The 20,681-nt window shown below is 53.2% G+C and carries 18 protein-coding genes; 17 read left to right on the forward strand and 1 reads right to left on the reverse strand.

Features of this window, described 5'->3' with window-relative positions; genetic code table 11:
• Positions 1 to 47 precede the first annotated feature (47 nt).
• Positions 48 to 842 (reverse strand): type I methionyl aminopeptidase, encoded by a 795-nt coding sequence (gene map, locus SP99_RS03885; protein ID WP_013095652.1) that lies wholly within the window; start codon positions 840 to 842, stop codon positions 48 to 50.
• A 321-nt stretch (positions 843 to 1,163) separates the two neighbouring features.
• Here map and rpsB point away from each other — a divergent pair, with 321 nt between their 5' ends.
• The 17 genes from rpsB to accA all read left to right on the forward strand — a co-directional run bounded on the left by rpsB (position 1,164) and on the right by accA (position 20,612).
• Positions 1,164 to 1,889, forward strand: coding sequence for a 30S ribosomal protein S2 (rpsB, locus tag SP99_RS03890; protein WP_013095653.1), 726 nt, complete (start codon positions 1,164 to 1,166; stop codon positions 1,887 to 1,889).
• A 117-nt stretch (positions 1,890 to 2,006) separates the two neighbouring features.
• Positions 2,007 to 2,858, forward strand: a complete 852-nt coding sequence (gene tsf / locus SP99_RS03895) for a translation elongation factor Ts (RefSeq protein ID WP_008501911.1) — start codon at positions 2,007 to 2,009, stop codon at positions 2,856 to 2,858.
• 151 nt (positions 2,859 to 3,009) lie between these two features.
• On the forward strand, positions 3,010 to 3,735 hold the full coding sequence (gene pyrH / locus SP99_RS03900; protein WP_003856194.1) for a UMP kinase: 726 nt from the start codon (positions 3,010 to 3,012) through the stop codon (positions 3,733 to 3,735).
• A 167-nt stretch (positions 3,736 to 3,902) separates the two neighbouring features.
• A complete protein-coding gene (gene frr, locus SP99_RS03905; RefSeq protein WP_008501909.1) occupies positions 3,903 to 4,460 on the forward strand; it encodes a ribosome recycling factor in 558 nt (185 codons plus the stop codon).
• Between the two features lie 95 nt (positions 4,461 to 4,555).
• Positions 4,556 to 5,755 carry a 1-deoxy-D-xylulose-5-phosphate reductoisomerase gene (ispC, locus tag SP99_RS03910; protein WP_025756816.1) on the forward strand — a complete coding sequence of 400 codons (1,200 nt, stop codon included), beginning with the start codon at positions 4,556 to 4,558 and terminating at the stop codon, positions 5,753 to 5,755.
• Between the two features lie 186 nt (positions 5,756 to 5,941).
• Positions 5,942 to 6,700: a (2E,6E)-farnesyl-diphosphate-specific ditrans,polycis-undecaprenyl-diphosphate synthase gene (gene ispU / locus SP99_RS03915; protein WP_025756817.1), complete on the forward strand. Its 759-nt coding sequence runs from the start codon at positions 5,942 to 5,944 to the stop codon at positions 6,698 to 6,700.
• 12 nt (positions 6,701 to 6,712) lie between these two features.
• Positions 6,713 to 7,570, forward strand: coding sequence for a phosphatidate cytidylyltransferase (cdsA, locus tag SP99_RS03920; protein WP_025756818.1), 858 nt, complete (start codon positions 6,713 to 6,715; stop codon positions 7,568 to 7,570).
• 11 nt (positions 7,571 to 7,581) lie between these two features.
• Positions 7,582 to 8,934, forward strand: a complete 1,353-nt coding sequence (gene rseP, locus SP99_RS03925) for a sigma E protease regulator RseP (RefSeq protein ID WP_025756819.1) — start codon at positions 7,582 to 7,584, stop codon at positions 8,932 to 8,934.
• Positions 8,935 to 8,965: 31 nt separating this feature from the next.
• Complete coding sequence (bamA, locus tag SP99_RS03930; protein ID WP_045285877.1) at positions 8,966 to 11,383, forward strand: outer membrane protein assembly factor BamA; 2,418 nt, start codon at positions 8,966 to 8,968, stop codon at positions 11,381 to 11,383.
• A gap of 121 nt (positions 11,384 to 11,504) precedes the next feature.
• A complete protein-coding gene (gene skp / locus SP99_RS03935) occupies positions 11,505 to 11,999 on the forward strand; it encodes a molecular chaperone Skp (protein ID WP_023334576.1) in 495 nt (164 codons plus the stop codon).
• A gap of 3 nt (positions 12,000 to 12,002) precedes the next feature.
• Complete coding sequence (gene lpxD, locus SP99_RS03940) at positions 12,003 to 13,028, forward strand: UDP-3-O-(3-hydroxymyristoyl)glucosamine N-acyltransferase (protein ID WP_047957784.1); 1,026 nt, start codon at positions 12,003 to 12,005, stop codon at positions 13,026 to 13,028.
• Positions 13,029 to 13,130: 102 nt separating this feature from the next.
• Positions 13,131 to 13,586 carry a 3-hydroxyacyl-ACP dehydratase FabZ gene (gene fabZ / locus SP99_RS03945; protein ID WP_010426706.1) on the forward strand — a complete coding sequence of 152 codons (456 nt, stop codon included), beginning with the start codon at positions 13,131 to 13,133 and terminating at the stop codon, positions 13,584 to 13,586.
• 3 nt (positions 13,587 to 13,589) lie between these two features.
• Complete coding sequence (gene lpxA, locus SP99_RS03950) at positions 13,590 to 14,378, forward strand: acyl-ACP--UDP-N-acetylglucosamine O-acyltransferase (RefSeq protein ID WP_025756822.1); 789 nt, start codon at positions 13,590 to 13,592, stop codon at positions 14,376 to 14,378.
• Positions 14,378 to 15,526, forward strand: coding sequence for a lipid-A-disaccharide synthase (gene lpxB / locus SP99_RS03955; RefSeq protein ID WP_045285879.1), 1,149 nt, complete (start codon positions 14,378 to 14,380; stop codon positions 15,524 to 15,526). The genes lpxA and lpxB overlap by 1 nt, the downstream gene beginning before the upstream one ends.
• Positions 15,523 to 16,119 carry a ribonuclease HII gene (gene rnhB / locus SP99_RS03960; protein WP_025756824.1) on the forward strand — a complete coding sequence of 199 codons (597 nt, stop codon included), beginning with the start codon at positions 15,523 to 15,525 and terminating at the stop codon, positions 16,117 to 16,119. The genes lpxB and rnhB overlap by 4 nt, the downstream gene beginning before the upstream one ends.
• A 38-nt stretch (positions 16,120 to 16,157) precedes the next feature.
• The gene (gene dnaE, locus SP99_RS03965) at positions 16,158 to 19,640 is read left to right on the forward strand and encodes a DNA polymerase III subunit alpha (RefSeq protein WP_047957785.1); all 3,483 of its coding nucleotides are present in this window, start codon (positions 16,158 to 16,160) and stop codon (positions 19,638 to 19,640) included.
• Between the two features lie 12 nt (positions 19,641 to 19,652).
• Positions 19,653 to 20,612, forward strand: a complete 960-nt coding sequence (accA, locus tag SP99_RS03970) for an acetyl-CoA carboxylase carboxyl transferase subunit alpha (protein ID WP_025756826.1) — start codon at positions 19,653 to 19,655, stop codon at positions 20,610 to 20,612.
• Positions 20,613 to 20,681 lie beyond the last annotated feature (69 nt).

The following is a 20,681-nucleotide window of genomic DNA, read 5'->3' on the forward strand; positions in this document are numbered from 1 at the left end:
GAAAAAACTATAGCCATTAAAAAAGCCGGCATTTGCCGGCTTTTTTATCATTCATCGTGCGTCAGTATCGCCGGGATGGTGTCATCCTTGCGCAACGTCATAATTTCGCAGCCGTTGTCTGTTACCACAATAGTATGCTCGTACTGTGCAGACAAGCTTCTGTCTTTGGTTTTCACCGTCCAGCCGTCTTTCATGGTACGGATGCGGTAATCACCGGCGTTGACCATCGGTTCGATGGTAAAGGTCATGCCTTTTTGCAGCACTACGCCGCCGTCATCCGCATCATAATGCAGAACCTGCGGCTCTTCATGGAAGACGCGACCAATGCCGTGTCCGCAGTATTCACGCACCACGGAGAAACCTTCTGCCTCGACAAATTTCTGAATTGCCGCACCGATGGTACGCAGGCGAATGCCCGGTTTCACCATTTTCAGCGCCAGGTAGAGGCTCTCTTGCGTCACTTTACACAGACGCTCGCCAAGAATCGTTGGTTTGCCCACGATGAACATTTTTGAGGTATCACCGTGGTAGTCATCTTTGATGACGGTGACGTCGATGTTGACGATGTCGCCATCTTTCAGCAGTTTTTCGTCGTCCGGGATACCGTGGCACACCACTTCATTAATGGAGATGCAGACGGATTTCGGGAAACCGTGGTAGCCGAGGCAGGCGGAAACCGCGTGCTGCTCGTTCACGATATAGTCATTACAGATGCGGTCCAGCTCACCGGTGCTGACGCCCGGCTTCACGAACGGCTCGATCATTTCCAGCACTTCCGCGGCCAGACGACCGGCGACGCGCATCTTTTCAATTTCTTCAGGGGTCTTAATAGAGATAGCCATGTAATCTGTCCATCGGTGTCGATTTTTTCGACAATACTAGTCTAAGTGTTGTCAATGGTATCAGTCAGGCACACCCCGTGCCAAATTGAGAATCATTAACAGCACACTCCGCCAACAACTGTTGGTTTATGGCGGCGTTTTGTGGTATAAAGCGCGCCGGACTTCCGATCCATTTCAGATACACAGGCTGGACGGAAGCGACAAATCTCACTTTGTGTAACAACACACACGTATCGGCACATATTCCGGGGTGCCCTTTGGGGTCGGTAATATGGGATACGTGGAGGCATAACCCCAACTTTTAATATAGAGGTTTTAAACATGGCAACTGTTTCCATGCGCGACATGCTCAAGGCTGGTGTTCACTTTGGTCACCAGACCCGTTACTGGAACCCGAAAATGAAGCCTTTCATCTTCGGCGCTCGTAACAAAGTTCACATCATCAACCTTGAGAAAACTGTACCAATGTTCAACGAAGCCCTGGCTGAGCTGAACAAGATTGCTTCCCGTAAAGGTAAGATTCTGTTCGTTGGTACTAAGCGCGCTGCAAGCGAAGCTGTGAAAGATGCTGCTAACAGCTGCGACCAGTTCTTCGTGAACCATCGCTGGTTGGGCGGCATGCTGACTAACTGGAAAACTGTTCGTCAGTCCATCAAACGCCTGAAAGATCTGGAAACCCAGTCTCAGGACGGTACTTTCGACAAGCTGACTAAGAAAGAAGCGCTGATGCGCACTCGTGAACTGGACAAGCTGGAAAACAGCCTGGGCGGTATCAAAGATATGGGCGGCCTGCCAGACGCGCTGTTCGTAATCGATGCAGACCACGAGCACATCGCAATCAAAGAAGCTAACAACCTGGGTATCCCGGTATTCGCTATCGTTGATACCAACTCCGATCCGGACGGTGTTGACTTCGTTATCCCGGGTAACGACGACGCAATCCGTGCTGTTAGCCTGTACCTGAGCGCTGTTGCTGCTACCGTTCGTGAAGGCCGTTCCCAGGATCTGGCTTCTCAGGCGGAAGAAAGCTTCGTAGAAGCTGAATAATAAGGTTTTACCCCTTATTAGTACCGTGTATGAATAGGGGCCCATTACCGGCCCCTTTTTTCAATTTACACTGTTTGGCCCCCGGCCGGGCAGTTCACATCTCCCGAGGATTTAAGAATGGCTGAAATTACCGCATCCCTGGTAAAAGAGCTGCGCGAGCGTACTGGCGCAGGCATGATGGATTGCAAAAAAGCGCTGACTGAAGCGAACGGCGACATCGAGCTGGCAATCGAAAACATGCGTAAATCCGGTGCGATCAAAGCAGCTAAAAAAGCAGGCAACGTTGCTGCTGACGGCGTGATCATCACTAAGATCGACGGCAACTACGGTATCATTCTGGAAGTTAACTGCCAGACTGACTTCGTGGCTAAAGATGGTGGTTTCCAGGCATTTGCTAACAAAGTTCTGGACGCTGCTGTTGCAGGCAAAATCACTGACGTTGAAGTTCTGAAAGCACAGTTCGAAGAAGAGCGTGTTGCGCTGGTTGCTAAAATCGGTGAGAACATCAACATCCGTCGCGTTGCTTCTCTGGAAGGCGACGTTCTGGGCTCTTACCAGCACGGTGCACGTATCGGTGTTCTGGTTGCGGCTAAAGGCGCTGACGAAGAGCTGGTTAAACAGCTGGCTATGCACATCGCTGCAAGCAAACCAGAATTCGTTAAGCCAGAAGACGTGTCTGCTGAAGTGGTAGAAAAAGAGTACCAGGTTCAGCTGGACATCGCGATGCAGTCTGGTAAACCAAAAGAAATCGCAGAGAAAATGGTTGAAGGCCGCATGAAGAAATTCACCGGCGAAGTTTCTCTGACTGGCCAGCCATTCGTTATGGATCCAAGCAAGTCTGTTGCTCAGCTGCTGAAAGAGCACAACGCTGACGTGACTGGCTTCATCCGCTTCGAAGTGGGCGAAGGCATCGAGAAAGTTGAGACTGACTTCGCAGCAGAAGTTGCTGCAATGTCCAAGCAGTCTTAATGATTGAAAAGGAGCCGCCTGAGGGCGGCTTCTTTTTGTCACCCGTCAGACGAAAATCAGACAGGATCCCGTATCGCTGTGCTGATATGCGACATACTATGTCGCCAGAATTAACCCCCATCTTAATCGTTGACAGTCTCAGGAAAGAAACATGGCTACCAATGCAAAACCCGTGTACAAACGCATTCTGCTTAAGCTGAGTGGCGAAGCACTGCAGGGATCGGAAGGCTTCGGTATTGATGCAAGCATCCTTGATCGCATGGCACAGGAAATCAAAGAACTGGTCGAACTGGGTATCCAGGTTGGCGTGGTCATTGGCGGTGGCAACCTCTTCCGTGGTGCTGGTCTGGCGAAAGCGGGGATGAACCGCGTTGTAGGCGACCACATGGGTATGCTGGCAACCGTCATGAATGGTCTGGCAATGCGTGATGCACTGCATCGTGCCTATGTGAATGCCCGCCTGATGTCCGCGATTCCACTGAATGGCGTGTGCGATAATTACAGCTGGGCAGAAGCCATCAGCCTGCTGCGCAACAACCGCGTGGTGATCCTCTCCGCCGGTACGGGTAACCCGTTCTTTACGACCGATTCCGCTGCCTGCCTGCGCGGTATCGAGATTGAAGCCGATGTGGTACTGAAAGCGACCAAAGTCGATGGCGTGTTTACTGCCGACCCGGCAAAAGATCCTTCTGCCACCATGTACGATCAGCTGAGCTACAGCGAAGTACTGGAAAAAGAGCTGAAAGTGATGGATCTTGCCGCCTTCACGCTGGCTCGCGACCACAAACTGCCGATCCGTGTCTTCAACATGAACAAACCTGGCGCACTGCGTCGCGTGGTCATGGGCGAAAAAGAAGGCACTTTGATCACGGAATAATTTCCGTTGACGATAAATACAGGTAAGATTCCGCTTTATTTTGTAGTGGTATCTTACCCGGACGCGCCTTTGGCGTTGTCATGAATTAAACGCGACTATACTTAGCACACCTGTAGCGCTGTGCTGGCGGATAGTCTGCCTGAGACAAGTTTTCAAGGATTCGTAACGTGATTAACGACATCAGAAAAGATGCTGAAGTACGCATGGAAAAATGCGTAGAAGCGTTCAAAACCCAAATCAGCAAAATCCGTACTGGCCGTGCTTCCCCAAGCCTGCTGGATGGCATCATCGTAGAGTACTACGGTACGCCAACCCCGCTGCGCCAGCTGGCGAGCGTTACCGTAGAAGATACCCGTACGCTGAAAATCAACGTATTTGATCGTTCTATGGGCCCGGCGGTTGAGAAAGCGATCATGGCGTCTGACCTCGGTCTGAACCCAAGCTCTGCAGGCGCTGACATCCGCGTTCCGCTGCCTCCGCTGACCGAAGAGCGTCGTAAAGACCTGATCAAAGTGGTGCGTGGTGAAGCTGAGCAGGGTCGTGTTTCCGTCCGTAACGTGCGTCGCGACGCTAACGATAAAGTTAAAGCGCTGCTGAAAGAAAAAGAGATCAGTGAAGATGACGATCGTCGTTCCCAGGACGATATTCAGAAAATGACTGACGCTGCCATCAAGAAAATTGATGCGGCGCTGGCAGATAAAGAAGCGGAACTGATGCAGTTCTGATTTCTGTCGTACACTGATAAACGCCGTTCAGAGGGACTTCGGGTCTTGCTGGCGGCGTTTTGCTTTTATCTGGTCTAACTTTTTTCGGGCATCTCATGAAGCATTTAACTCTCCTCGGCTCAACCGGATCTATTGGTTGCAGCACTCTCGACGTTGTTCGCCATAATCCTGAACTTTACACCGTGACAGCACTGGTGGCCGGTAAGAATGTGCAGCGAATGGTCGAGCAGTGTCTGGAGTTTACGCCCCGTTATGCAGTGATGGATGATGAAGAGAGTGCCCGCCAGGTAAAGGCACTGCTACAGGAGAAGGGCGGTCGTACCGAGGTCCTGAGCGGCCAACAGGCCGCCTGCGAGATGGCTGCGCTGGGTGATGTTGATCAGGTCATGGCGGCCATTGTCGGCGCGGCCGGACTGCTGCCGACGCTTGCCGCGATTGATGCCGGTAAAGACGTATTGCTGGCCAATAAAGAGTCGCTGGTCACCTGCGGACGCCTGTTTATGGACGCAGTGAAGCAGCGCGGCGCGCGTCTTTTGCCCGTCGACAGCGAGCACAACGCGATTTTTCAGAGTTTACCGCAACCTTTTCAACAGAACCTGGGGTACGCTGACCTTGAGCAGAATGGTGTGGTATCTATTCTGCTTACCGGGTCTGGTGGCCCGTTCCGTGAAACGCCACTGTCTGAACTGCGTGCAATGACGCCGGATCAGGCGTGCCGCCATCCGAACTGGTCGATGGGGCGTAAAATCTCCGTTGACTCTGCCACCATGATGAACAAAGGTCTGGAATACATTGAAGCGCGCTGGTTGTTTAATGCGTCAGCGAAACAGATGGAAGTACTGATTCACCCGCAATCGGTAATTCACTCGATGGTACGTTATCAGGATGGCAGCGTGCTGGCCCAGTTGGGCGAGCCGGATATGCGTACGCCTATCGCGCATTCCATGGCGTGGCCGAATCGGGTGAAATCCGGTGTGAAACCGCTTGATTTCTGCAAGCTTAGTTCCCTGACATTCAGTGAACCAGACTATGACCGCTATCCTTGTCTGAAGCTTGCGATGAATGCCTTTGACCAGGGGCAGGCGGCGACGACGGCACTGAACGCAGCCAATGAAATTACTGTTGAAGCATTCCTGAATCAACAGATCCGTTTTACCGATATCGCGTCGTTAAATTTATCGGTACTGGAGAAGATGGATTTGCGCGAACCACAAAGCGTGGAAGAGGTGCTGGCGGTGGATGCAGCTGCACGTGATATTGCGCGCCACCAGGTGACACGTCTCGCAAGCTGGTGATAAAGCAAGCACTAGTCGTCGTGCTATTTGTTAGCGTTGGGCTTCAGTGATATAGTCTGCGCCACCTGATCGCAGGTATTTGACTTTAAGTGGTCAGGTAAGCCGTGGTTTGACACGGCTTTTTTATGTATAGGCTTCAGTATTCCTGAGTACCGTTAAATCCTTTTCAGGGACAAAAAACGCGTTATGTTGTCTGCGAATCAACCAATAAGCGAAAACTTGCCAGCTCATGGCTGCCGTCATGTAGCAATCATTATGGATGGCAATGGCCGCTGGGCGAAAAGACAAGGGAAGATACGAGCCTTTGGGCATAAAGCTGGGGCGAAATCGGTTCGCCGCGCCGTTTCTTTTGCCGCCAATAACGGCATTGATGCGTTAACGCTCTATGCTTTTAGCAGTGAAAACTGGAATCGACCGCAGCAGGAAGTGACCGCGTTGATGGAATTGTTTGTGTGGGCGCTAGACAGCGAAGTAAAAAGCCTGCACCGCCACAATGTCCGCCTGCGTATCATTGGCGATACCAGTCGTTTTAACTCACGTTTGCAGGAACGAATTCGTAAGGCTGAAGCGCTGACTGAAAATAATACCGGTCTGACGCTGAATATTGCGGCGAATTACGGCGGACGCTGGGATATTATCCAGGGCGTTCGGCATCTGGCCGAGCAGGTTCAGGAAGGGCTGTTGAGACCCGACCAAATTGATGAAGAGGCGCTGAGCAAGCAAATCTGCATGAATGAACAGGCGCCTGTGGATTTGGTAATTAGGACAGGGGGAGAACATCGCATAAGTAACTTTTTGATATGGCAAATTGCCTATGCCGAACTTTACTTTACAGATGTTCTTTGGCCCGATTTTGATGAACAAGACTTTGAAGGTGCGCTGCATGCCTTTGCCAATCGAGAGCGTCGTTTCGGCGGCACCGAGCCTGGTGGCGACAAAGCCTGATGGGGGTAGCTTTTGCTGAAGTATCGCCTGATTTCCGCTTTTGTATTAATACCCATTGTCATTGCGGCGCTGTTTTTACTGCCCCCAGTGGGATTCGCTATTGTTACGCTGGTGGTGTGCATGCTCGCCGCGTGGGAATGGGGACAGTTTAGCGGCTTTACTTCGCGCAGTCAGCGAGTATGGCTTGCGGTACTCTGTGGCTTCATTCTGGCCATAATGCTGTTTACGTTGCCTGAATATCACCATGATATCCATCAACCGTTGGTTGCCGGCTCCTTGTGGATATCCCTGGCCTGGTGGGTTGCAGCGCTACTGCTGGTGCTGTTTTATCCTGGCTCTGCGGCGCTATGGCGTAATTCAAAAGTGCTGCGACTGATTTTTGGCTTGCTCACCATTATTCCCTTCTTCTGGGGGATGGTCGCGCTGCGCGCCTGGCACTACGACGAAAACCACTACAGCGGTGCGATCTGGCTGCTTTATGTGATGATTCTCGTCTGGGGGGCTGACTCAGGGGCCTATATGTTTGGTAAACTGTTTGGCAAACATAAACTGGCGCCGAAGGTTTCTCCGGGCAAAACCTGGCAAGGCTTCATCGGCGGCTTGTTTACGGCAGCAATTATCTCCTGGGGCTACGGCGTCTGGGCGAATCTGGAAGTGGCACCGTCAATACTGCTGGTGTGCTCGATTTTTGCTGCGCTTGCCTCGGTGCTCGGCGATTTAACCGAAAGTATGTTCAAGCGTGAAGCAGGGATTAAGGACAGCGGACACCTGATTCCAGGGCATGGCGGTATACTGGATCGCATTGATAGCCTGACAGCGGCTGTTCCAGTGTTTGCTTGCTTGCTTTTACTGGTATTCGGGACGATTTAACGGAAGGTTTTATGCTGAGCATTCTCTGGAATCTGGCGGCGTTCATTGTTGCACTGGGTGTGCTGATTACCGTGCATGAATTTGGCCATTTCTGGGTTGCTCGCCGTTGCGGTGTGCGGGTAGAGCGGTTTTCCATCGGTTTTGGCAAATCGCTCTGGACGCGCACCGACCGTCACGGTACGGAGTTTGTCATCGCCCTCATCCCGCTGGGCGGCTACGTCAAAATGCTCGACGAACGCGTTGAGCCTGTCGCCCCTGAGCTGCGACACAGCGCCTTCAATAATAAAACAGTTGGACAACGCGCCGCCATCATTGCTGCCGGACCGGTAGCTAACTTCATCTTTGCTGTTTTCGCTTACTGGCTGGTGTTTATCATCGGCGTCCCCGGCGTGCGTCCGGTAGTGGGTGAAATAGCGCCCAACTCCATTGCGGCGAGTGCGCAAATTACATCCGGGATGGAACTTAAAGCGATTGATGGCATCGAAACCCCTGATTGGGATGCCGTGCGACTGCAGCTGGTAGCCAAAATTGGCGATCCGCAGACCACCATCAGCGTATCGCCGTTTGGTTCAGACACGCGCCAGGACAAAGTGCTCGATTTACGTCACTGGCGTTTCGAGCCAGACAAAGAGGATCCCGTCGCTGCGCTGGGCATTCGTCCACGTGGTGCACAGATCGAGCCGGTGTTAGCCGAAGTACAGGCAAATTCGGCCGCGAGCAAAGCAGGTTTGCAAGCAGGCGACAGGATCGTTAAAGTCGATGGTCAACCATTAACAGAGTGGATGACCTTTGTTACTCTGGTGCGCGATAATCCGGGAACGTCTCTCGCGCTGGAAGTTGAAAGGCAAGGCAGTCCGCTTTCGCTGACGCTGATCCCGGATACGAAGTCGGTCGGCAAAAAGGCAGAAGGGTTTGCAGGCGTAGTGCCAAAAGTGATCCCGCTGCCAGATGAGTACAAGACAATACGCCAGTATGGGCCGTTCAGTGCCATCCTTGAAGCCACGGATAAAACATGGCAACTGATGAAACTGACGGTCAACATGTTGGGGAAATTGATAACCGGTGACGTGAAACTGAACAACCTCAGTGGGCCAATTTCGATTGCCCAGGGGGCTGGGATGTCAGCGGAATTCGGGGTGATTTACTATCTCATGTTCCTCGCGCTCATTAGCGTGAACCTTGGGATAATCAACCTGTTCCCGCTTCCCGTTTTAGACGGGGGGCATCTGCTGTTTTTAGCGATTGAAAAGCTAAAAGGCGGACCGGTATCCGAGCGAGTTCAAGACTTTAGTTATCGCATTGGCTCGATTTTGCTGGTGCTGTTAATGGGGCTTGCACTTTTCAATGATTTCTCTCGGTTGTAAGAGAGTTAGTTAGGAAGAACGCATAATAACGATGGCGATGAAAAAGTTGCTCATAGCGTCGCTGCTGTTTAGCAGCGCCACCGTATACGGTGCTGACGGGTTCGTAGTGAAAGACATTCATTTCGAAGGCCTTCAGCGTGTCGCCGTTGGTGCGGCCCTCCTCAGTATGCCTGTGCGCCCCGGCGATACGGTTAATGATGATGACATCAGTAACACCATCCGTGCTCTGTTTGCCACCGGCAACTTCGAGGATGTCCGCGTCCTGCGCGATGGTGATACCCTGCTGGTACAGGTAAAAGAACGTCCAACGATCGCCAGTATCACTTTCTCCGGTAACAAGTCGGTGAAAGATGACATGCTCAAGCAAAACCTTGAAGCATCCGGTGTTCGTGTGGGGGAATCTCTGGACCGCACAACCCTTTCAGACATTGAAAAAGGTCTGGAAGACTTCTACTACAGCGTCGGTAAATACAGCGCCAGCGTGAAAGCGGTGGTGACGCCACTGCCACGTAACCGCGTTGACCTGAAACTGGTCTTCCAGGAAGGTGTTTCAGCGAAGATCCAGCAGATCAACATTGTCGGTAACCACGCGTTCAGCACCGACGAACTGATCTCTACTTTCCAGCTGCGTGACGAAGTGCCGTGGTGGAACGTGGTGGGCGATCGCAAATACCAGAAACAGAAACTGGCGGGCGATCTTGAAACTCTGCGCAGCTACTATCTGGATCGTGGCTATGCGCGTTTCAACATTGACTCGACTCAGGTCAGCCTGACGCCGGATAAGAAAGGTATCTACATTACGATTAACATCACTGAAGGCGATCAGTACAAGCTTTCGGGTGTTGAAGTGAGTGGTAACCTGGCGGGGCATTCTGCTGAAATCGAATCGCTGACCAAAATTCAGCCAGGCGATCTCTATAGCGGCTCCAAAGTCACCAAAATGGAAGACAGCATTAAGAAGCTGCTCGGCCGTTATGGTTATGCCTATCCGCGCGTACAAACGCAGCCGGAAATCAACGATGCGGATAAAACCGTTAAGCTGCACGTTAACGTTGATGCGGGCAACCGTTTCTACGTGCGTAAGATCCGCTTCGTCGGTAACGACACCTCCAAAGACTCCGTTCTGCGTCGCGAAATGCGTCAGATGGAAGGCGCATGGTTAGGTAGCGATCTCGTTGATCAGGGTAAAGAGCGTCTGAACCGTCTGGGCTATTTTGAAACGGTTGATACCGATACCCAGCGCGTACCGGGCAGCCCGGACCAGGTTGATGTCGTTTATAAAGTGAAAGAGCGTAATACCGGTAGCTTCAACTTCGGTGTGGGCTACGGTACTGAAAGCGGCGTGAGCTTCCAGGTCGGTGTACAGCAGGATAACTGGCTGGGTACGGGTTACTCTGTGGGTATTAACGGTACCAAAAACGACTACCAGACCTATTCGGAGTTCTCTGTCACTAACCCATACTTCACCGTTGACGGTGTGAGCCTGGGCGGTCGTATCTTCTATAACGACTTTAAAGCGGACGATGCGGATCTGTCTTCGTACACCAACAAGAGTTACGGTGTGGACGGTACGCTTGGCTTCCCGGTTAACGAATACAACACCCTGCGTGCGGGCTTAGGCTACGTGCATAACGACCTGTCCAATATGCAACCGCAGGTGGCCATGTGGCGTTACCTGGATTCTATTGGCCAGTCAGCGAGCAAAAACAGCGATAACAACGGTTTTGCGGCGGATGACTTCACCTTCAACTATGGCTGGACTTATAACCGTCTCGACCGTGGTTACTTCCCGACGGAAGGTTCTCGCGTCAACCTGAATGGTAAAGTTACCGTGCCGGGTTCCGATAACGAGTTCTATAAGGTCACTCTGGATACCGCGTCCTACTTCCCGATCGATGACGATCATAAGTGGGTGGTTCTGGGTCGTACCCGTTGGGGCTATGGTGATGGCTTAGGTGGCAAAGAACTGCCATTCTATGAAAACTTCTATGCGGGTGGTTCCAGCACCGTTCGTGGCTTCCAGTCCAACAACATTGGTCCGAAAGCGGTTTACTACGGCGGGAACGACAAAGATAACTGCGATAAGTCCTCCTCATCTGAAGTCTGTAGTTCTGATGATGCGGTGGGCGGTAACGCGATGGCCGTTGCCAGCCTGGAGTTCATCACCCCAACGCCGTTTATCAGTGATAAATACGCGAACTCCGTCCGTACGTCCTTCTTCTGGGATGCCGGTACGGTGTGGGATACCAACTGGGAGAATACGGCCCAGATGCGTGCGGCAGGTGTTCCAGACTACAGCGATCCGAGCAATATTCGCATGTCTGCCGGTATCGCATTACAATGGATGTCACCGCTGGGGCCGTTGGTTTTCTCTTACGCCCAGCCGTTTAAGAAATATGATGGAGATAAGTCGGAGCAATTCCAGTTTAACATTGGTAAAACCTGGTAATAATCCGCGGCAAAGGAATGCGTTGGCAGTGTAGCGCTGACAACTGGCGATCGGTAAACGGTCGCCTTGCCACGCAAAGAACGGTACCTTCTGGTGCCAATGGGATGGTAAGGAGTTAATTGTGAAAAAGTGGTTATTAGCTGCAGGTCTCGGTTTAGCGATGGCAACTTCTGCTCAGGCAGCAGACAAAATTGCAATCGTCAACATGGGTAATTTGTTCCAGCAGGTTGCACAGAAAACTGGTGTTTCTGCGACTCTGGAAAACGAATTCAAAGGCCGTGCAAGCGAACTGCAGGGTATGGAAAACGATCTTCAGTCCAAAATGCAGCGTCTGCAGCGTGATGGTTCTACCATGAAAGCAAGCGACCGCAGCAAACTGGAAAAAGACGTAATGGCTCAGCGCCAGGCGTTCTCCCAGAAAGCGCAGGCTTTCGAGCAGGATCGTCAGCGTCGTTCTAACGAAGAACGTGGCAAGCTGGTGACTCGCATTCAGACCGCTGTTAAAGCAGTGGCTGCCGATCAGAGCATCGATCTGGTTGTTGATGCGAACGCCGTTGCTTTCAACAGCAGCGATGTTAAAGACATCACCGCTGATGTTCTGAAACAGGTTAAATAAGTAATGCCTTCAATTCGACTGGCTGATTTAGCTCAGCAGTTGGATGCAGAATTACACGGTGATGGCGATATCGTCATCACCGCTGTTGCGTCCATGCAATCTGCTAAAGCTGGCACGATTACCTTCATGGTAAGCCCTAAGTACCGTGAGCAACTGGCTCAATGCCAGGCGTCAGCTGTTGTTCTGACGCAGGACGATCTTCCGTTTGCCACTAGCGCGGCACTGGTAGTGAAAAATCCCTACCTGACGTATGCACGCATGGCTCAAATTCTTGATACCACGCCGCAGCCGGCCCAGGACATTGCTGCCAGTGCAGCGATTGATCCGACGGCGCAGCTGGGTAACAACGTCGCCGTGGGCGCCAATGCGGTTATTGAGTCCGGCGTCGTGCTGGGCGATAACGTCGTCATTGGCCCGGGTTGCTTCGTTGGGAAAAATACGAAAATCGGCGCGGGGACCCGTTTATGGGCCAATGTGTCCGTTTATCATGAAGTTGAAATTGGCGAAAATTGCCTCGTCCAGTCCAGCACCGTGATTGGTTCTGATGGCTTTGGTTACGCTAACGATCGGGGTAATTGGGTTAAGATCCCACAACTGGGTCGCGTTATCATTGGCGATCGCGTGGAGATCGGCGCCTGTACCACCATTGACCGTGGCGCGCTGGACGATACCATCATCGGCAATGGTGTTATCATCGATAACCAGTGTCAGATTGCGCATAACGTTGTGATTGGCGACAATACCGCGGTTGCGGGGGGCGTCATCATGGCCGGCAGCCTGAAAATTGGCCGTTATTGTATGATTGGCGGCGCAAGCGTGATTAATGGCCACATGGAAATATGCGACAAGGTGACGGTGACGGGGATGGGCATGGTAATGCGTCCCATCACTGAACCTGGCGTCTATTCCTCAGGCATTCCGCTGCAACCCAACAAGGTATGGCGTAAAACAGCAGCTCTGGTGATGAACATTGATGATATGAGCAAGCGCCTCAAGTCCCTTGAGCGCAAGATCGATCAACAAGACTAAGCGTCATCCGTTTAACGCTATTTTTCCCGGCCTGTCGGCTTTCTAATAAACCGGCAGGCCGTGTTATTATTGTTATCAGTACATTTTGACAGGAAGAGTATTTTGACTACTGACACTCATACTCTGCATATTGAAGAGATTTTAGAACTTCTGCCGCACCGCTACCCGTTTCTGCTGGTAGACCGTGTGCTGGACTTTGAAGAAGGTCGTTTTCTGCGCGCAGTGAAAAATGTTTCCGTGAATGAGCCGTTCTTCCAGGGACACTTCCCGGGGAAACCCATCTTCCCGGGCGTGTTGATCCTCGAAGCCATGGCACAGGCTACCGGTATTCTGGCGTTTAAAAGCGTTGGTAAACTGGAGCCAGGTGAACTGTATTACTTCGCGGGTATCGATGAAGCACGCTTTAAGCGTCCTGTCGTGCCTGGTGATCAGATGATCATGGAAGTCACTTTTGAAAAAACGCGTCGTGGCCTGACTCGCTTCAAAGGCGTAGCGCTGGTTGACGGCAAAGTTGTTTGCGAAGCGACAATGATGTGTGCTCGTAGCCGGGAGTCCTGATACGTGATTGATAAATCCGCCTTTATTCATCCTACCGCCATTGTGGAAGTGGGTGCCATCATTGGCGCTAACGCCCACATTGGCCCGTTTTGTATTGTTGGACCCCATGTCGAAATTGGTGAGGGTACAGTACTGAAATCTCACGTTGTGGTGAATGGTCACACGACCATCGGCTGCAATAACGAGATCTATCAGTTCGCCTCCATCGGCGAAGTTAACCAGGATCTTAAATATGCTGGTGAGTCGACCCGTGTGGAAATCGGCGATCGTAACCGTATTCGCGAAAGCGTCACCATTCATCGTGGAACAGTACAGGGTGGTGGGTTGACGAAGGTGGGCAGCGATAACCTGTTTATGGTTAATGCGCATATCGCGCACGACTGTACCGTGGGTGACCGCTGTATTCTTGCCAACAATGCCACGCTGGCAGGACACGTATCGGTTGATGACTTCGCAATTATTGGCGGCATGACCGCAGTCCATCAGTTCTGCATCATTGGTGCGCACGTGATGGTCGGTGGATGCTCCGGTGTGGCGCAGGACGTCCCACCTTATGTGATTGCGCAGGGCAACCATGCCACGCCGTTTGGCGTGAACATCGAAGGCCTCAAGCGTCGTGGTTTTAGCCGCGAAGCGATTACTGCCATCCGCAACGCGTACAAACTGCTGTACCGTAGCGGTAAAACGCTGGAAGAGGCGAAGCCGGAAATTGCCGAACTGGCGAAAAAGCACCCGGAGGTGAACGCGTTCATGGAATTCTTTGACCGTTCCACGAGGGGTCTGATTCGTTAATGGTCGACAGTCGTCCGCTTACGATAGCCCTGGTCGCCGGAGAAACCTCCGGCGATATTCTTGGTGCAGGTCTCATCCGCGCGCTGAAGGCGCGTGTCCCTGACGCACGCTTTGTGGGCGTTGCTGGCCCGCTGATGCAGGCCGAAGGCTGTGAAGCCTGGTACGAAATGGAAGAGCTGGCCGTGATGGGCATCGTTGAGGTGCTGGGGCGGTTACGCCGTTTACTGCATATTCGTGCCGATCTCACCCGCCGCTTTACCGAGCTCAAACCCGATGTCTTTGTCGGTATTGATGCGCCTGATTTCAACATTACCCTCGAAGGGAATCTGAAAAAGCAGGGCATTAAAACCATTCACTACGTCAGTCCGTCCGTCTGGGCGTGGCGACAGAAACGTGTTTTCAAAATTGGGCGGTCCACCAACCTGGTGCTGGCTTTCCTGCCTTTCGAAAAAGCGTTTTACGATAAATTCAATGTTCCGTGCCGTTTTATCGGACATACCATGGCGGATGCGATGCCGCTGGATCCGGATAAAAACGCGGCGCGTGACGTGTTGGGGATCCCGCATGATGCGCACTGTCTGGCACTGCTGCCGGGCAGTCGTGGCGCAGAAGTGGAGATGCTTAGCGCGGACTTCCTGAAAACCGCGCAAATTCTGCGCAATACGTATCCCGATCTCGAAGTGGTTGTGCCGCTGGTGAATGCTAAACGCCGGGAGCAGTTTGAGCGTATTAAAGCCGAGGTTGCACCGGATCTCCACATCCATCTGTTGGATGGAAAAGGCCGTGAGGCGATGGTTGCGAGCGATGCCGCGCTGCTGGCCTCCGGTACGGCAGCCCTGGAGTGCATGCTGGCAAAATGCCCGATGGTGGTAGGCTATCGCATGAAGCCGTTCACGTTCTGGCTGGCAAAACGTCTGGTGAAAACGGAGTATGTCTCCCTGCCAAACCTGCTTGCCGGGCGCGAGCTAGTGAAAGAACTGCTGCAGGATGAGTGTCAGCCTCAGGCGTTGGCCGATGCGTTGTTACCGCTGCTCGCCAACGGTAAGACCAGCCACCAGATGCATGATACGTTCCGCGAACTGCATCAGCAGATCCGCTGTAATGCCGATGAGCAAGCGGCTGATGCGGTGCTGGAGTTAGCAAAATGATGGAATTTGTTTATCCTCACACCCACCTTGTGGCGGGTGTGGACGAAGTCGGCCGTGGTCCGTTAGTGGGGGCTGTAGTGACCGCTGCGGTGATCCTCGATCCGGCCCGTCCGATTATCGGGCTGAACGACTCTAAAAAATTGTCCGAAAAGCGGCGACTGGCGCTGTTTAGTGAGATTCAGGAGAAGGCGCTGGCCTGGAGCCTGGGACGTGCTGAGCCGCATGAAATAGACGAGCTGAATATTCTGCATGCCACGATGCTGGCGATGCAGCGTGCGGTCGCGGGTCTGAAAATTGCGCCTGAATATGTCCTGATTGACGGCAACCGCTGTCCGGCATTGCCCATGCCTTCCATGGCGGTTGTCAAAGGCGATAGCCGGGTCGCGGAAATCAGCGCAGCTTCTATTATTGCCAAAGTGACACGCGACGCCGAAATGGCCGCGCTGGATCTTACTTACCCTCAGTATGGCTTCGCCCAGCATAAGGGCTATCCTACGGCTTTCCATCTGGAAAGACTGGCTGAACATGGCGCAACCGAACATCACCGGCGCAGTTTTGGCCCGGTGAAACGCGCGCTGGGACGGGTGTCCTGAATCAATACGCAAGCAATTAAGTAACGCGGAATCTGAAGATGGCTGAACCACGTTTCGTACACCTGCGGGTGCATAGCGACTACTCCATGATCGATGGGCTGGCGAAGACCGGGCCGCTGGTAAAAAAGGCGGCCTCTCTTGGCATGCCTGCGCTGGCGATCACCGATTTTACCAACCTGTGTGGCCTGGTGAAGTTCTACGGAACGGCGCATGGCGCGGGGATGAAGCCGATCGTCGGCGCTGATTTTCACGTGCAGAGCGATCTCATCGGCGATGAAATGACGCAAATCTCCGTGCTGGCGATGAACAACACGGGATATCAAAACCTCACGCTGCTTATCTCAAAAGCCTATCAGCGCGGTTATGGCGCGTTAGGGCCGTGGATCGATCGCGACTGGCTGGCGGAGCTGAACGAAGGGCTGCTGCTAATCTCAGGCGGCCGTATGGGTGACGTCGGCAAATCCCTGTTGCGTGGCAATATGGCGCTGGTGGATCAGTGTGTGTCGTTCTATGAAGAGCACTTCCCGGATCGTTATTATCTGGAATTGATCCGTACCGGTCGTCCGGATGAAGAGCGCTATCTCCATGCCGCCGTGGCGCTGGCTGAAGAGCGTGGGTTGCCTGTGGTTGCCACCAACGATGTGCGCTTCCTTGAGGCCGGTGATTTTGACGCCCACGAAATTCGCGTAGCGATCCATGATGGCTTCACCCTTGACGATCCCAAACGTCCGCGCAATTACTCGTCGCAGCAGTATATGCGCAGCGAGGAGGAGATGTGCGAACTCTTCTCCGATATCCCGGAAGCGCTGGAAAACAGCGTTGAGATAGCCAAGCGTTGTAACGTTACCGTTCGCCTCGGCGAATACTTCCTGCCGCAGTTCCCGACGGGAGATATGACCACGGAAGACTTCCTGGTCATGAAATCAAAAGAAGGTCTGGAAGAGCGTCTGGCATTCCTCTTCCCGGATGAAGAAGAACGTAAAAAACGTCGCCCGGAGTATGACGAACGCCTGGATATTGAACTCCAGGTGATTAACCAGATGGGGTTCCCGGGCTACTTCCTGATCGTGATGGAGTTTATCCAGTGGTCGAAGGATAACGGCGTACCGGTCGGACCGGGCCGTGGCTCCGGTGCAGGCTCGCTGGTGGCCTATGCGCTTAAAATCACCGACCTCGATCCGCTGGAATTTGACCTGCTGTTCGAACGTTTTCTTAACCCGGAACGTGTTTCGATGCCCGACTTCGACGTCGACTTCTGCATGGAAAAACGTGACCAGGTTATTGAGCACGTGGCTGACATGTATGGCCGTGACGCGGTATCGCAGATTATTACCTTCGGTACGATGGCGGCAAAAGCGGTTATCCGCGACGTGGGCCGCGTGCTGGGGCATCCGTATGGTTTCGTCGATCGCATCTCTAAACTGGTGCCGCCCGATCCGGGCATGACGCTGGCGAAAGCCTTCGAAGCCGAGCCGCAGCTGCCGGAAATCTACGAAGCGGACGAAGAAGTCAAAGCGCTGATCGACATGGCGCGTAAGCTGGAAGGCGTGACGCGTAACGCCGGTAAGCATGCGGGTGGTGTGGTTATCGCCCCTACCAAAATCACCGATTTTGCGCCGCTCTACTGCGATGAAGCGGGCCAGCATCCGGTAACCCAGTTTGATAAGAACGACGTGGAATACGCCGGGCTGGTGAAGTTCGACTTCCTCGGTCTGCGTACGCTCACCATCATCAACTGGGCGCTGGAGATGATCAACGCCCGCCGCGAAAAGAACGGCGAACCGCCGCTGGATATCGCCGCTATCCCGCTGGATGACAAGAAAAGTTTCGACATGCTGCAGCGCTCGGAGACCACCGCGGTCTTCCAGCTTGAATCCCGCGGCATGAAAGATCTGATTAAGCGTCTGCAGCCTGACTGCTTCGAAGATATGATCGCACTGGTGGCGCTGTTCCGTCCGGGCCCGCTGCAGTCGGGGATGGTGGATAACTTTATCGACCGTAAGCACGGGCGCGAAGAGATTTCCTACCCGGACGTGCAGTGGCAGCATGAAAGCCTGAAGCCGGTACTGGAGCCAACATACGGCATCATCCTGTATCAGGAACAGGTTATGCAGATTGCCCAGGTGCTCTCAGGCTATACGCTCGGCGGCGCGGACATGCTGCGTCGTGCGATGGGTAAGAAAAAGCCGGAGGAGATGGCCAAGCAGCGGTCCATCTTCGAAGACGGCGCGAAGAAAAACGGCATTGACGGCGAACTGGCGATGAAAATCTTCGACCTGGTGGAGAAATTCGCCGGGTACGGATTTAACAAATCCCACTCCGCCGCCTATGCTTTGGTTTCGTATCAGACGCTGTGGCTGAAAGCGCACTATCCCGCTGAGTTTATGGCGGCGGTAATGACCGCCGATATGGACAACACCGAGAAGGTCGTGGGGCTGGTGGACGAATGCTGGCGCATGGGGCTGAAGATCCTGCCGCCGGATATCAACTCAGGCCTTTACCATTTCCACGTTAACGATCACGGGGAAATTGTCTACGGGATCGGTGCGATCAAAGGTGTAGGTGAAGGGCCGATCGAGGCGATCATCGAAGCGCGTAACAACGGCGGTTACTTCCGCGAGCTGTTCGACCTGTGCGCCCGTACCGATACCAAAAAACTGAACCGCCGCGTGCTGGAAAAACTGATCATGTCCGGCGCGTTCGACAGGCTGGGGCCGCACCGCGCGGCGCTGATGAATTCCCTCGGGGACGCCCTGAAAGCGGCGGATCAGCACGCTAAAGCGGAAGCCATTGGCCAGGCGGATATGTTCGGCGTGCTGGCGGAAGAGCCGGAGCAGATCGAACAGTCTTATGCCAACTGTCTGCCGTGGCCAGAACAGGTGGTGCTGGACGGTGAACGTGAAACGCTGGGCTTGTACCTGACGGGTCACCCGATCAACCAGTACATTAAAGAAATTGAGCGCTATGTCGGAGGCTATCGGCTGAAAGACATGCATCCGACAGAACGTGGTAAAATCACCACGGCTGCGGGGCTCGTGATTGCTGCAAGGGTTATGGTCACCAAGCGCGGCAATCGTATCGGCATCTGTACGTTGGATGACCGTTCCGGGCGTCTGGAGGTGATGTTGTTCACCGACGCGCTGGATAAATACCAGCAATTGCTGGAAAAAGACCGCATACTTATCGTCAGCGGACAGGTCAGCTTTGATGACTTCAGTGGGGGGCTTAAAATGACCGCCCGTGAAGTGATGGACATTGACGAAGCCCGGGAAAAATATGCTCGCGGGCTTGCTATCTCGCTGACGGACAGGCAAATTGATGACCAGCTTTTAAACCGACTCCGTCAGTCTCTGGAACCCCACCGCTCGGGGACAATTCCAGTACATCTCTACTATCAGAGGGCGGATGCACGTGCGCGGTTGCGCTTTGGTGCAACGTGGCGTGTCTCTCCGAGCGATCGTTTACTGAACGATCTCCGTGGCCTCATTGGTTCGGAGCAGGTGGAACTGGAGTTTGACTAATACAGGAATACTATGAGTCTGAATTTCCTTGATTTCGAACAGCCGATTGCTGAGCTGGAAGCGAAAATCGATTCTCTGACAGCGGTAAGCCGTCAGGATGAAAAACTGGATATTAACATCGACGAAGAAGTGCATCGTCTGCGCGAAAAAAGCGTAGAGCTGACGCGCAAAATCTTTGCCGATCTCGGCGCATGGCAGGTAGCCCAGCTGGCACGCCACCCGCAGCGTCCGTACACCCTGGATTATGTCCGCCTGGCGTTTGACGAATTTGACGAACTGGCAGGCGATCGCGCATACGCTGACGACAAAGCTATCGTTGGCGGTATCGCGCGTCTGGACGGACGCCCGGTGATGATCATTGGTCATCAGAAAGGTCGTGAAACCAAAGAGAAAATCCGTCGTAACTTTGGTATGCCAGCACCGGAAGGTTACCGTAAAGCCCTGCGTCTGATGGAGATGGCTGAGCGTTTTAATATGCCAATCATCACCTTTATTGACACCCCGGGCGCATACCCTGGCGTGGGCGCGGAAGAGCGCGGTCAGTCTGAAGCTATCGCACGTAACCTGCGTGAAATGTCCCGTCTGAAGGTACCGGTCATCTGTACCGTTATTGGTGAAGGCGGTTCCGGCGGTGCGCTGGCGATTGGCGTGGGCGATAAAGTGAATATGCTGCAGTACAGCACCTATTCCGTTATCTCCCCGGAAGGCTGTGCGTCCATTCTGTGGAAAAGTGCCGACAAAGCGCCTCTGGCTGCAGAAGCGATGGGCATCATTGCGCCACGCCTGAAAGAGCTGAAGCTTATTGATTCCATCATTCCGGAACCGCTGGGTGGTGCGCATCGTAAGCCGGAAGCGATGGCGGCTTCCCTGAAAGCGCAGCTGCTGGCTGACCTGGCGGATCTTGATGTGCTGAGCACAGAGGATCTCCTCAATCGTCGTTACCAGCGTCTGATGACCTACGGTTACGCGTAAGCTTCACAATTATCTGAAAAGCCGCACAATGTTGCGGCTTTTTTTATACCTGCCGTTTACCTTAACTAT

The sequence above is a fragment of the Enterobacter sp. BIDMC92 genome (assembly GCF_001030225.1).
Classification (GTDB): Bacteria; Pseudomonadota; Gammaproteobacteria; order Enterobacterales; family Enterobacteriaceae; genus Enterobacter; species Enterobacter sichuanensis.